The sequence below is a fragment of the Microbispora sp. H10885 genome (genome assembly GCF_014161415.1).
Lineage (GTDB): Bacteria > Actinomycetota > Actinomycetes > Streptosporangiales > Streptosporangiaceae > Microbispora > Microbispora triticiradicis.
The window spans coordinates 341,975-354,332 of the sequence record NZ_JABBWY010000002.1 but is presented as its reverse complement, the minus strand read 5'-3'; the positions used below and the strand labels follow the sequence as shown (position 1 = coordinate 354,332).

The 12,358-nt window shown below is 71.8% G+C and carries 10 protein-coding genes and 1 pseudogene; 4 read left to right on the top strand and 7 right to left on the bottom strand.

Annotated elements, in window-relative coordinates; all coding sequences use genetic code 11:
- Nucleotides 1–11: 11 nt before the first annotated feature.
- Nucleotides 12–941, top strand: a complete 930-nt coding sequence (locus HHX37_RS37605) for a diacylglycerol/lipid kinase family protein (RefSeq protein ID WP_182884830.1) — start codon at nucleotides 12–14, stop codon at nucleotides 939–941.
- 4 nt (nucleotides 942–945) lie between these two features.
- Here HHX37_RS37605 and HHX37_RS06600 read toward each other — a convergent pair whose 3' ends face one another.
- The 4 genes and pseudogenes from HHX37_RS06600 to HHX37_RS06585 all read right to left on the bottom strand — a co-directional run bounded on the left by HHX37_RS06600 (nucleotide 946) and on the right by HHX37_RS06585 (nucleotide 7,201).
- Nucleotides 946–1,791, bottom strand: coding sequence for an SWIM zinc finger family protein (locus tag HHX37_RS06600; RefSeq protein ID WP_182884829.1), 846 nt, complete (start codon nucleotides 1,789–1,791; stop codon nucleotides 946–948).
- The gene (locus HHX37_RS06595; protein WP_182885051.1) at nucleotides 1,792–4,503 is read right to left on the bottom strand and encodes an SNF2-related protein; all 2,712 of its coding nucleotides are present in this window, start codon (nucleotides 4,501–4,503) and stop codon (nucleotides 1,792–1,794) included.
- Between the two features lie 249 nt (nucleotides 4,504–4,752).
- Nucleotides 4,753–5,763, bottom strand: a pseudogene (locus HHX37_RS36315) (SNF2 helicase-associated domain-containing protein); the annotation flags it as partial.
- Nucleotides 5,764–6,550: 787 nt separating this feature from the next.
- On the bottom strand, nucleotides 6,551–7,201 hold the full coding sequence (locus HHX37_RS06585) for a TetR/AcrR family transcriptional regulator (RefSeq protein ID WP_182884828.1): 651 nt from the start codon (nucleotides 7,199–7,201) through the stop codon (nucleotides 6,551–6,553).
- Between the two features lie 81 nt (nucleotides 7,202–7,282).
- On the opposite strand from HHX37_RS06585, the gene HHX37_RS06580 reads away from it, so the two are divergent.
- From HHX37_RS06580 to HHX37_RS06570, 3 genes are all read left to right on the top strand, one after another.
- Nucleotides 7,283–8,422, top strand: coding sequence for an FAD-dependent monooxygenase (locus HHX37_RS06580; protein ID WP_182884827.1), 1,140 nt, complete (start codon nucleotides 7,283–7,285; stop codon nucleotides 8,420–8,422).
- A gap of 190 nt (nucleotides 8,423–8,612) precedes the next feature.
- Complete coding sequence (locus HHX37_RS06575; protein WP_182884826.1) at nucleotides 8,613–9,017, top strand: hypothetical protein; 405 nt, start codon at nucleotides 8,613–8,615, stop codon at nucleotides 9,015–9,017.
- Complete coding sequence (locus HHX37_RS06570) at nucleotides 9,010–9,471, top strand: hypothetical protein (protein WP_182884825.1); 462 nt, start codon at nucleotides 9,010–9,012, stop codon at nucleotides 9,469–9,471. Before HHX37_RS06575 ends, HHX37_RS06570 begins: the two co-directional genes overlap by 8 nt.
- Before the next feature lie 79 nt (nucleotides 9,472–9,550).
- Here HHX37_RS06570 and HHX37_RS06565 read toward each other — a convergent pair whose 3' ends face one another.
- From HHX37_RS06565 to HHX37_RS06555, 3 genes are read right to left on the bottom strand one after another with little or no spacing between them, the layout of a single operon-like run.
- A complete protein-coding gene (locus tag HHX37_RS06565) occupies nucleotides 9,551–10,318 on the bottom strand; it encodes an FAD:protein FMN transferase (protein WP_220502636.1) in 768 nt (255 codons plus the stop codon).
- Nucleotides 10,318–10,926, bottom strand: a complete 609-nt coding sequence (locus tag HHX37_RS06560; RefSeq protein WP_182884824.1) for an FMN-binding protein — start codon at nucleotides 10,924–10,926, stop codon at nucleotides 10,318–10,320. Before HHX37_RS06560 ends, HHX37_RS06565 begins: the two co-directional genes overlap by 1 nt.
- A 23-nt stretch (nucleotides 10,927–10,949) precedes the next feature.
- Nucleotides 10,950–12,323 (bottom strand): ferric reductase-like transmembrane domain-containing protein, encoded by a 1,374-nt coding sequence (locus tag HHX37_RS06555; RefSeq protein ID WP_182880177.1) that lies wholly within the window; start codon nucleotides 12,321–12,323, stop codon nucleotides 10,950–10,952.
- Nucleotides 12,324–12,358 lie beyond the last annotated feature (35 nt).

Genomic DNA, 12,358 nt, shown 5'->3' with positions numbered 1-12,358 from the left:
AGCATGTCAGCGTGCGGAGCAAGGCGGATCACACCGCGGCCATCCACCGGGACCGGAAGGCCGCCGTCGTCGTGAACACCAGGTCCAGGCGAGGCCGCCGCCGTTACGCGGAGGTGCTGCGGCTGCTGAAGGACGGGGACTTCCGGCTCACCGGCGTCCATCCGGTGACCGACCCCTCCCGGCTGCGCGACGTGCTCACCCGCGCGCTCGACGCCGGGCCCGACCTCCTCGTGGTCGGCGGCGGAGACGGCACGCTGAGCAGCTCGGTCAGGCACGTGGCCGGCCGTGACGTCGCCCTCGGCGTGCTGCCCCTCGGCACCACCAACAACTTCGCCCGCAGCCTCGGGCTGCCGCTCGACCTCGCCGGGGCGATCGGCGTGTTCAGCGGAGGCAAGGTGGCCGACATCGACCTCGGGATGTGCGGCGACCGGCCGTTCGCCAACCTCGCGAGCTTCGGCGTGTCGGTCGAGGTGGCGGGCACCGTCAGGCCGTGGGTCAAGCGTATGCTCGGCCGGGCCGCCTACCCGCTGACCGCGCTCACGATCCTGCCGGGGCACCGACCGTTCCGCGCGTACATCACCGTGGACGGCAAACGCCACGAGCTGCTGACCCACCAGCTCAACATCGCCAACGGGCGGTTCCACGGCGGCTGGCAGATCGCCAGGGACGTCAGCATCGACAACCGCAGGCTGGTGGCCTACCAGCTCGGCTCGGGCAAGCGGCTGCGGCTGCTCGGGGAGACGCTCGTACGGGCGACCACCGGCAAATGGACCAGCCTCGCGGGCGGCCCGTTCGTCACCGGCCAGGAGATGCTGCTGGAGACCGACCCGCCGCTGGCCGCCGACATCGACGGCGAGGTGCGGCTGCGTACCCCGCTGGTGCTGAAGACCATCCCCAACGGCCTGCGGGTGATGGTCCCGCGCGACTTCGTGGACACCTGATCCGCTACGCGTCCTCCTCGGCGGCGAAGGCCCGGTAGGCGGGCCGCAGCAGGTCGAGCAGCGGGATGTGCCTGGCCTTGACCGGCGGCGGGTCCAGCGCGCGCAGCAGCAGGTCGGAGGGCGAGCCGGGATCGGCCGGCGGGCCGAGGCGGGCAGGCGAGACGCCCGAATCGTAGAAGTCGCCGACCCGCTCCGCGAACGGGACGTCGGTCACGTCGAGAGGCGCCGGCGTCCCGCCGCCCGTCCCGCCGGTCTGCCCGCCGGTGTGGCGGAGGGCGTCGAGCAGCGTGTCCCTGGCCATGCCCCGCCAGGCCAGCACCAGGAACGGGTCCGCGTCGAACGCCTCGGCCAGCAGGTAGAGCACCGCGGACAGGTGCTTGCAGGGGAACCCCCAGTCGGGGCAGGAGCACTCCATGTCCAGCCCGCGCTCGCCGGGGAAGAGCGGCAGCCCGCACTGCTCGAAGACGTCCTCGATCTCCGGCGGCATCTCCCCGGCGAGCAGCTTGGCGCGGTGCACCGCCCGCGCGCCCAGCGCCCCGGTCAGCTCCGCCCACTCGCCCGCGCCGTACGCCGTGATCCGTACACGCACGTCGTACGGCTCCGGGCGGGAGCCCTGCACCCTGGCCTTCACCAGGCCGGGACCGAGGTCGAGGTCGAGCACCTGGCCCCGCCGCGCGTACGCGCGCCCCCGGCTCAGCCTGCCCGCGTCGCAGACGCGCTCCAGGATGTCGACGAAACGCCGCGACCACCACTGCTCGCCGATGGACCCCCGCTTCGAGCGCGCCCTGATGCCGCCGTCGACCCTGATGGGCCGCGCGGCCTCGAACCAGCCGTCCCGTCCGGCGGGCACTCAGCTCACCGCCTCGGGGGACAGGCGGAACAGCTCGCGCAGCTCCGCCGTGGACAGCCCGGCGATCCAGTCCTCGCCCGTCCCGACGACGCTCTCCGCCAGGGCCTGCTTGCGCTCGATCATCTCGTCGATCCGCTCCTCCAGGGTGCCCGCACAGATGAACTTCCTGACCTGCACGTTCCGGGTCTGCCCGATGCGGAACGCCCGGTCGGTCGCCTGGTTCTCCACGGCCGGGTTCCACCACCGGTCCACGTGCACGACGTGGTTGGCGGCGGTCAGGTTGAGCCCGGTGCCCGCCGCCTTGAGCGAGAGCAGGAAGATCATCGGCTCGTCGTCGGTCTGGAACCGCTCCACCAGCGCGTCACGCGCCTTCTTCGGCAGCCCGCCGTGGAGCCACAGCACCGGGCGGTCGAGCCGCGCCGTCAGGTAGGGCTGCAGCATCGAGCCGAACTCGGCGTACTGCGTGAAGACCAGCGCCTTGTCGCCCTCGCTCACGATCTCCTCGGCCAGTTCCTCCAGCCGGGCGAGCTTCCCCGACCGCCCGGCCAGCCGCGAGCCGTCCTTGAGCAGGTGGGCGGGGTGGTTGCAGACCTGCTTGAGCCGGGTCATCGCGGCCAGCACGTTCCCGCGCCGTTCGATGCCCTCGCTGCCGGCGATCCGGCCCATCATGTCCTCGACCACCGCCTGGTAGAGGCTCGCCTGCTCCGGGGTCAGCGTGCACCAGACCTTCATCTCCATCTTGTCCGGCAGGTCGGAGATGATCGTCTTATCGGTCTTGAGGCGCCGGAGCACGAACGGGCCCGTGGCCCGCTTGAGCGCGGCGGTCGCCGTCTCGTCGCGGTGCCGTTCGATCGGCTCCTGGTAGCGGTCGCGGAAGGCCCTCGCCGGTCCGAGCAGGCCGGGGTTGCAGAACTCCATGATCGACCAGAGCTCGGCCAGATGGTTCTCGACCGGCGTGCCGGTCAGCGCCAGCCTCGTCCGCGCCGGGAGGGAGCGTACGGCCTGCGCCTGCCGGGCGGCCGAGTTCTTGACGGCCTGCGCCTCGTCGCAGACGACCCGGGCCCAGGTGAACCCGGCGAGGACGTCGCGGTCGCGCAACGCCGTGCCGTAGGTGGTGAGGACGATGTCGGCCGCGGCGACCCGCTCGGCCAGCTCCGCGCCGCGCAGGCGGCCCGAGCCGTGGTGGAGGTAGACCTCCAGCGACGGTGCGAACCGGGCGGCCTCCTTCTGCCAGTTGCTGAGCAACGACATCGGGCACACCAGCAGCGTCGCCCCCGCCCGCTCTTCCTGCTCACGCTCGTTGACCAGCAACGAAAGGGTCTGTGCGGTGTTGTGGCAGAAGATGCCTCCGGCGACGAAGTTGTGGTGCTCCGCCACCTCGAAGTCATAGACGTATCCCTCGTAATCGACCTCTTCCACCGAGACGACCCGCGTGTAGAAGACCTCGCGTTCCGCCCGCATGGCGAGCTCATCACGGATGGCGCGCAAGGCGTCCCGATCCAAGGCGCGATAGGCGGCGGCGACCTTCCCGGTCCATCGGTTCGCCGGTTGTATCGAATGTTCGCGTTCCGCTGCGCCGGACAACATCCGGTCCATCGCCTGAACCGCCATGGCCGCGCTCTTCGGGGAGAGCTCCTGGGTTCCCGTGAAGTAGACGGTACCGACGCCGAAATGACGCATGGGAAGGCCGGTGGACGCCTGAGCGAGTACCAGGAGATCGCTTCCTGGTACGCCCTCCACGTTCGAGTTGGCCGGCTTCGCGGATAGGTTGTCCAGCTTGGCCTGCTTCACCGGGTCGGAGAACCCGATGAGATCGCGGAACAATCGAAGCCCAGGACCGCCGATCATGCCGATTTGATAAGGTCGCCTGATTCCAGCGCCGTTGGTGGCCGCCTTCATCTTCTCGGTCGTCCGCAGCCAGATCCCGAAACGGCGGAGCATGATGCTCAGCTGGGACATGAGCCAGCGCGAGGCGGACGCGACCTCGATCATCCGCATTCCCGCGAGGACACTGCCTTCGGCTGTGAAGAACTCCCTGAGGAAGAGCCGGACAGTGTCGTCGTCAGCGGCCATGATGAAGTCAGGAATGCGCTTCGCGGCGGAGAGACGGCCCCACTCGTAGCCCCGTGCGGCAAGGAACGCGGCATAGTCGACGCTGCACAGGCGCAGATCGTGAACATTCCGTGTAGATCGGATGGTCGGATTGTTCACGGACAGCCCGTGGCGGGCGCCGATCCGAAGAATACGCTCACGGAGGGCGTCGAGAACGGCGCGGTCCTTCTGGGTGATTCGCAGATCCGCCTTGCGATTCTCGTGGCCCTCGCTTATCTGCCAGGCCAGGAGAACGGTGAGGTCCGGATCGACCGGCTCCCCCTCCCAGCGGATGCGGCGGGGCACGCAGATTCGGTCGCCGGGCTGGATGGCGCGGGTCCAACCGTCGACACCGAGCAGACGATGCCGCCTGGTGATCGTGATCTCGCTGCCGTCGTCCAGGCGGACCCGGCGAAGCCGTTCCCCTACATGCTGGCGGTACAGGCGAGTGAACGGGGCCTGTACCACCCGGCCTTCGGCGTCGATCGCATTAGTGGAGAGTGGGGACGACGGGGTAGCCCACTCACCACCGTCCTCGAAGAGAATGTCGACGGCGTAGTTCTGCCAGATGTCGCCCGCAGAGGTGAGCACCCCGTTGACGAAGACCGGCGAATCGGGCATTAAGCACTTACCGAGTCCCATATCGTCCGCGAGAATGCCGCCAAGTCCGATTTGGGACATGAAGGTGAGCCAGGCCAGACCCCGCTCCTGGTACGGCCGGAGCGTGCCGTGGAAGGCGGCGGGGGTCGCCACGGGTTCGAGACGGCGGTCGGCCTCGCCGGAGAGCAGGTCGCCGAGCAGGCCGTCGGCGTCCACCCGGACCAGGGGAAGGTCGTCGTCCCCGCCGTGCACCACCTCGCGGACGACCTCGCCGACCGTCATCTGGCCCGATCCGCGCCGCTCCACCGCCTTCAGCGCGGCCCCGAGCTGCCGGGCGTCCAGCTCGACCCACTGCCCCCGCAGCCGGACCAGCGGCACCTTGAGCCGGGCCAGCTCGGCCAGCTCCGCCTCGCTGATCGTCTCGTCGCCGACGGCCAGCTCGGCCCGGAAGTCGACGAGCTGCGCCAGCCCGAACCCCTGGTCGGCGGCGGCGCCCGGCCCGGAGCGCGACCGGGCCGTCAGCTTCAGGCCCAGCCGGGCGCGGCCCGCCCACGCGGGAAGCTGCACGCCGAACCCGGCCGACTGGAGGAGCGGCGCGGCGTGGCGCAGGAAGTGGAAGGCGCCCTCGACGTCGAGGTCGACGTGCGCCGGCCGGGCCTCCCGGAGGGCGTCGTCGATCCTCGGATAGAGGCGGGCCGCCCGGCCCAGACCGGCGAGCAGCGTCTCGTCCGGCCGCCCGGGAAGGCCCGGCAGACCGGGCAGGGTCTCGCCCGTCCAGACGAGGGAAGCGGGCAGGTAGAGGCTGGGGTCCTCGGCCGACTGGAGCGCGAACTCCACCCGCCACCTGCCGCCGCCCGCGTGGGCCGCCGCGTCCGTTCCGGTCGCAGCGCCCGCGTGGGCCGCGGCGTACCCGGCGGCGACGGCCGGGCCCGCGACCGGTGCGGAGCCGGGCCGGGGACCGGACACGGGCCCCGGCTCGAACTCGGGCTCGAACTCGAACTCGGGCTCGGGCTCGGGCTCAGGTTCGGGCTCGACGAGGCGGAAGCACACCCTGACCGGGCCGTCGAGCTGGTGGGCCGCCCGGAACCACTCCTGCAGCGGCCGGGCCAGCGCCTCCGCCTCCTCCTGGCCGGCTCCGGGCAGGTCCGCCTCCTCGCCGGTGAGGGCCACCGTCCACCGGTCGGCCAGGGGAGCGCGCCGTCCCGGACGGTGCCCGCCCAGCAGGCGCTCCGGCAGCGCCTGCCGTACGGCGGCGTCGGCCAGGCCCGCCAGCGCCTCCATCAGCACGTGGGCGGACGGGCGCTCCTCATCCACGGCCCGGCAGACCGGCGGCATCGCGGCGGCGAGCTCGCGGAAGCGGTCGGCGTGCGGGCCGGTCAGCACCGGCCGCCAGCGGGCCGCGTAGCCGCCGTCCTCGGTGACGAGCTGGGGCAGCACCCTGCCCCGCCGCACCAGCTCCCGGGCGTGGGCCGCGACGACCGCGAGATAGCGCAGGGACGGCCCGGGGAGCATGTCGGCGAGGCGGTCGTCCGGTTCCGGCGACTCCACCGGTGTGTGGGCCGCCTCGCCGAGCGTGGTGAGCAGGCGCATCGCCGCGCCGGCGTCGACCAGCAGGGCGGGCACCCGCCACGGCCTGATCCCGGCTCGGCGCGCGCGGACCTGCAACCCGGTCTCCGGTGAGGGCAGGGGACCGGACGCCGAACCGGGCAGGAGGAGCACCACCTCACCCGGCACGGCCTTTCCTGCCGCCTCGGCCGCCGCCTCCCCCCAGCCCGGCAGCGCGGCGACGAGGGCGCTCGCCGGGGCGGCGAAGGGATGGGGCCGGACCTTGGCCCTGGAGGTCACCGGCTCCGCGCCGGCCGTCTCCTCCGCCCAGAGCACAAGCCGCCCGCCGTCCCAGGCCGCGTGTAGCACGAGCACACCGTCTCCTCCCGCCACCCCGGAACGCTAGCAGCGCCTCCGGCGCCGTATGTTCGCCGGAACCTGAGCCTCCAGCGACGACCGGCGACCGGAAATTCCGTGATTACTGATGATCTGGGGCGGTTTGTCGTACTGCTGGGGCCGGCCGTCAACCGGGGGGAGTGCCGTCGACCGTGGTGTAGCGGCGCAGGGCGTCGGCGTCGAGCGGAGCCCCGGGAAGGGGTGATCTCCGGTCGGCGCGCAGGCCGTCCAGCATGATCTCCACCATCCGCGCCATGGCCTCCTCGCCGAGCACGGCCGGTGGCGTGTAGACGTGCAGGGTCATCAGCAGGGCGATGTCGCCGGGACCGATGTCGGGGCGCAGGGCGCCGTCCGCCTGCGCCCGCTCGGTCAGCCGCAGGACCGCGGCGGCGACCCCCTGCCGGATCTCCCGCAGGTCGGCGCCGACGCGCAGCCGCTGGTGCAGGAGAGGATCGAGCTTCGCGGCGAGCACGCCCAGCCGCAGGGCGACCGCGCCGCGCAGGAAGCGGCACAGCGCGTGCCACGCGTCCGGCTCCTCCCGCCCGGCGATCTCCACCAGGTCCGCCAGGCGGCGGAGGCTCTCCTCGCCGACGGCGCGCAGCAGCGCGTCCCGGTCGGGGAAGCGGCGGTAGAGCGTGCCGACGCCCACGCCCGCCCGGCGGGCGACCTCCTCCAGCGGCACGTCGACGTTCTGCTCCAGGAACAGCTCACGGGCCGCGGCGACGATCAGATCCCGGTTGCGGCGCGCGTCGGCGCGCAGCCCTTTCTCCACGGTCACCTCAAGAGGATCTGGACGATTTTCCTCCGGTTAGGATACCGTCATCATGCGGAGGAAATTCCTCCGGTTAGGGGGTGTGCCATGAGCGCGGTGCTCATCTCGGGGGCCGGGATCGCGGGGCCGACGCTGGCCTACTGGCTGGCCAGGCACGGGTTCACGGTCACGGTCGTGGAACGCGCGGGAGAGGTGAGGTCCAGCGGCAACCCGGTGGACGTCAGGGGAGCCGCCGTCGCGGTCGCCGAACGGATGGGCGTCCTGCCCCGGCTGCACCGGGCCGCCACCGGCACGACCGGGGTCAGCTTCGTCGACGCGGCGGGCAGGCGGGTCGCCCGGATGGACATGCGCGCCGTACAGCGGCCGGGCGAGGTCGAGGTGCCACGCGGCGACCTCGCGTCGATCCTGTACGAGGCGAGCCGCGACCACGCCGAGTTCCTCTTCGACGACTCCATCACCGCGCTCGCCCAGGACGAGCACGGCGTGGACGTCACCTTCGAGCGCGCCGGCTCCCGCCGCTTCGACCTGGTGATCGGAGCCGACGGCCTGCACTCGGTGACGCGGCGCCTGACGTTCGGCCAGGAGAACGGCCTCGTGCGCCACATGGGCCTGTACGTCGCGACGACACCGCTCGGCGTCGAGGCGGTGGCCGGGAACGGCCGGGACATCCTCATGCACAACGCCCCCGGCAAGGCGGTCGCCGTCAGCCCCATGTCCGCGGGCGCGTTCTTCCTCTACCGGAGCCCGGCGGAGCCCGGGTTCGACCACCGCGACACCGGGCAGCACAAGCGGATGCTGACCGCCGCCTTCGCGGACGTGTCCTGGCGGGCGCCGGAACTGCTCGAACGGGTGCGTACGGCCGACGACCTCTACTTCGACTCCGTCAGCCAGGTGCGCCTGCCCCGCTGGTGGAAGGGCAGGGTCGCGCTCCTCGGCGACGCGGCCTCGTGCGTGTCGCTGTTCGGCGACGGCTCCACGCTGGCGATGACGGGGGCGTTCACCCTCGCCGAGGCGCTGGCCGCCCATCCCGGCGACCCCGGCGCGGCCTTCGGCCGGTACGAGGCCGTCCACCGGCGCCTGGTCGAGCCCAGGCAGCGCGCCGTCGGCCAGGCGTCGGCGCTCCTGGCCCCCGCCACGCGAGGCGGCATCCTCGCCCGCAACCTCGCCACCCGCCTGTGGCCCGCCGTAGTCGCCGCCACCCGGCTGAAGCAGGCCCTCGCCCGATGACACGCCGCGTGAAGTTCATGCTGGTATGGCGTGAATACAGGTAAGGGCCGTTCCTTGTATACGCAAGAATGCGCCGGAGTGTTCAGATGTGGCGATTTTTCACTATTTTGGGCTGCTGCGACCTGCACTTATTCGCGGAAAGTGCCGTCCTGATCACAGTGCTATTGCCCAGGCTTTACCATCGTTCCTCATGCGACTGTTCAGGCGTAGAGAGAGGATCGGAGACGAAGAGATTCTCACTCAGTACGGCAGCAGGGACCGCCCCGTCAAGGGTCGGCCATTTAAGGACGAGCCGGTAAAACCGCACGTTGCCAACGCCGTCTCCTTGATGCGCGGCAAGCTGACAGTCGACGAGGCCGTACGTTGCTTCCCGAACAGGAGGTCGCCCGCCGCCACCGGCGATGGTGCCAGGTACACGACGGCGGGAACACTCCGTGAGGCATTATTTCGCGTCAGGTTCACCCCGAACGCGTGGAACCCGGTTCACGTTCCGGTTGAGAATCTAGACTCGAAGCGTCCGTGGACAGATGATGACAGGGATCGCTTCAACGCCTGCTTTGGAGATCCGGAGTGGAGGGAGGGTGACGATGAGTGATCAGATCCATCTGAGGATCGGTGCCGAGCCCTGGCGGCCGGCCGACTCAGCCAAGATCGACAAGGTGCTCAACCACTACGACATCCCACTCGCGGGGATCCTTCGCCAGCACGGCAGCTACTTCATCTTCGAATGCCTGGAAGGCCACACCAAGGACACGAACATCTGGGCGTACGCCAAGATAGACCGTGCCGAGCGGAAGGCGATCCGGAAGTCCAAGGGTGACGATCTGCAGAAGCTCTTCAACCACATCCTGAGTTCGCGTACCTTCACTGCGGCTCTGGCGATCGATCACAGCGTCGAGATCAGCGCGGAGGTCCGGGTGGTGCAGCCCAAGGCGGCCCCGGCCGCAGCGGCGCAGCCGGTGCAGGCCCCCAAGGCGGCGGCCAGTCAGGCGATCCACATCAAGGTGGACCGTGTACAGAGCGCCGGGACCTTGGCCGCCGCCTGCTGATCGAGCGATCGCCTCGGTGCCGCTCTCGCCGTCGATGACGGCGGGCGTGCGGTGACGGCGCACCGAGGTCAGGTCATGGTCAGGCCATGGCTCCGGGGCGGAGGCCGGAGGTGCGCCAGGTGGCGCCGGAGGAGGTGACGGCGAAGGCCTCGTAGCCGTGCAGGCCCTCCACCCAGTCTCTGGCCGCGGCGCCCATGGCGAAGGCGCTCGTGGCGTACGCGTCGGCCAGGGTGAGATCGGGCCCGACCACCGTCACCGAGGCCAGCCCGGTCGCCGGTCGGCCCGTGTGCGGGTCGACGACGTGCGCGCCGCGTTCGGCGGTGCCCGAGGTCGCCACGGCGAGGTCGGTCCCCGACACCACGGCGGCGAGTTCGCCCGGCCGGAGGGGGTGGGCGACGCCGACGCGCCAGGACCGGCCGGGCGCGGGCGAGCCGGACAGCCGGACGTCCCCGCCGCCGTTCACGCAGTGGTCGGCGGCGCCCGCCGCGCGAAGGATGGCCGAGGCGCGCTCGACCGCCCAGCCCTTGACGAGGGCGGAGGGATCGAGGCGGCCCCGGGGATGGAGGGTGAAGTAGCCGTGGGAGACCAGCGCGACCGACTCGCAGAGGCGCAGGACGTCCGCCACCTCCGCCGGGCAGCCGGCCAGGGTGATCTCGCCCCGGCTCAGGCGGTTGACCGCGCTGTCCGGCTTGTACGTCGAGAAGACCTCGTCCACGTGGTGCAGCCAGGCCACCGCCTCCGCGACGTACGGCCCGGGGTCGGAGTGGCGCCCGTCGGAGTCGGGCCCGTCGGAGTCGCGGATGTCGAAGGAGAAGACGGTGCCCATGACGTGCTCGATGTGACGCATCAGAGGCCGGCCTTGTCGAGGGCGCTCTGCAGCGAGCGGATGTAGCCGTCGCTGGTGTAGGTGGCGCCGGAGACCACGTCGATCTGGGCCGACCGGGCCGACAGCGCCTCCTCGTCGAGGATCGGCAGCGCCTCGTTGTTGATCTCGATGTCCCGGTGGTTGTTCTGCGGGGCCACCAGCACCCTGATCCCGGCCATCCTCCCGCCGGAGATCACGATCTCCACCTGCACGGGCCCCCACCGGGTGTCGGCGGCGTCACCGGTGACGGTCTTCTCCCCGCTGGTGGCGCCGGCGGTGGCTCCCGCCCCGCTCCAGCCGCCCTGTGTCTCCTGGGACTGGGTCTCCTGGGACTGGGTCTCCTGGGTCTGCGCATCCCGGGGCCCGGAGGAGTCCGGGAATCCCCGGCCGAAGCGGCCCCCGTCCTCGCCCCTGTCGCCGTCGCCGTCGCCGTCGTCGTCCCCGGGACCGGAGTCGCCGGGACCGGAGCCGGTCCCCTCGGCCGCGGCGGCGGGGCGTGTGGCGGGCGAGGTCACCTCATGGGGCTTGAACGACAGCAGCAGCACGAGGCCGACGGCGGTCGCGAGCACGGCCAGAATGGCTCTGCGCATGGAACTTCCAATCCGGGGATGGTTCAGAACTCGAACGATTCGTGGTGGACGCGGCGGCGGGGGACTCCGGCGGCGCGCAGCGCGGCGACGACGGCGGTGGTCATCCCGTCGGGCCCGCAGACGTACGCCTCGTGGTCGCGCAGGCCGGGCACGAGCGCGGCCAGCGTCTCGGGCCTGAAGGGGTCGCCGACGAGGGCGCGGGGGCCGACGCAGTAGTGCAGGGTCGCGCCCCGCGTCGCGGCGATCTCCTCCAGTTCGGCGCGGAGGACCAGGTCTCCCGCGTCACGGGCCCGGTAGAGGAGGGTCAGGTCGCCGGGGGCGGCGGGCAGGGCCTCGAACAGCGCGCGCAGCGGGGTGATGCCGATGCCGCCCGCGACGAGCAGGACCTTGCGCGCGCGGCGCGCCCGCCCGGTGAGGGCGCCGTACGGCCCCTCGGCGAGCACGCGGGTGCCCGGCCGCAGCCCGGCGAGAGACCGGCTCTGGTCGCCCAGGTCCTTCACGGTGATCCGCAGTTCGCCGTTCCGCGGCGGGGCCGACAGCGAGTAGGGGTTGGCGGACCACCACAGGTCCCGGGTCAGGAACCGCCAGCGGAAGAACTGGCCCGGCTCGGCCCGCAGCCGGTCGAGCCGCCGTCCCGTGACGTGGACGCTGACGACGCCGGGCGCCTCCCGCACCACCCGCGCGACCCTGAGCCGGTGGCGCAGGGCCAGTCGTGCGGGCGTGAGGAAGCGGTACCAGACCAGCAGCGCGGCGACGCCCAGATAGAGGGCGTACCACGCGACCTGCGCGGGCCGGTCGCCGATGAACTCCTCGCCGGTGGCCAGTTGGTGGCCGAAGGCCAGCCAGGTGGCCAGATAGGTGTAGAAGTGCAGGTGGAACCACGTCTCGTAGCGCAGTTTCGGACGGATCCGGCGGGCGGAGACAACGCCGACGCCGACCAGGAGCAGCAGCGCCACCGTGGCCTTGAGCACGTCCGGATAGGTCAGGTTGAGCGTGACCGTCTCGCGCACCACGTCGGTGTGCTCGGCCACCGCGTAACCCCAGGTGATCAGGAGCAGGTGGGCGACCGACAGGCCGACCACGTAGCGGCCGCCCATCGAGTGCCAGCGGGCGAGCCGGTCGGCGCCGACCCCGCGTTCCAGCGCCGGGACGCGGGCCATCAACGCCAGCAGGACGGCGATCGCGTACCCCGCGAGCAGCCCGGTGATCCGGCCCGCGTTGGTCAGCCAGCCGTCGAGGCCGGCGACCGCGGGCGTGTGCGCCCACCACAGGCCGGCCACGGCGACCGTCCCCGCGGCGATGACCGCCAGAACCGCCTCCGGGCGGGCGAGCACCCCTCGTGGCGGCGGCTGCGCGTGGCCCGTGGCCGCCGCCCGGCCGGCGAAGGTCGTGGTCAAAGGTGCCTCCCTTTCCTCGTGCGCGACTCACGCTG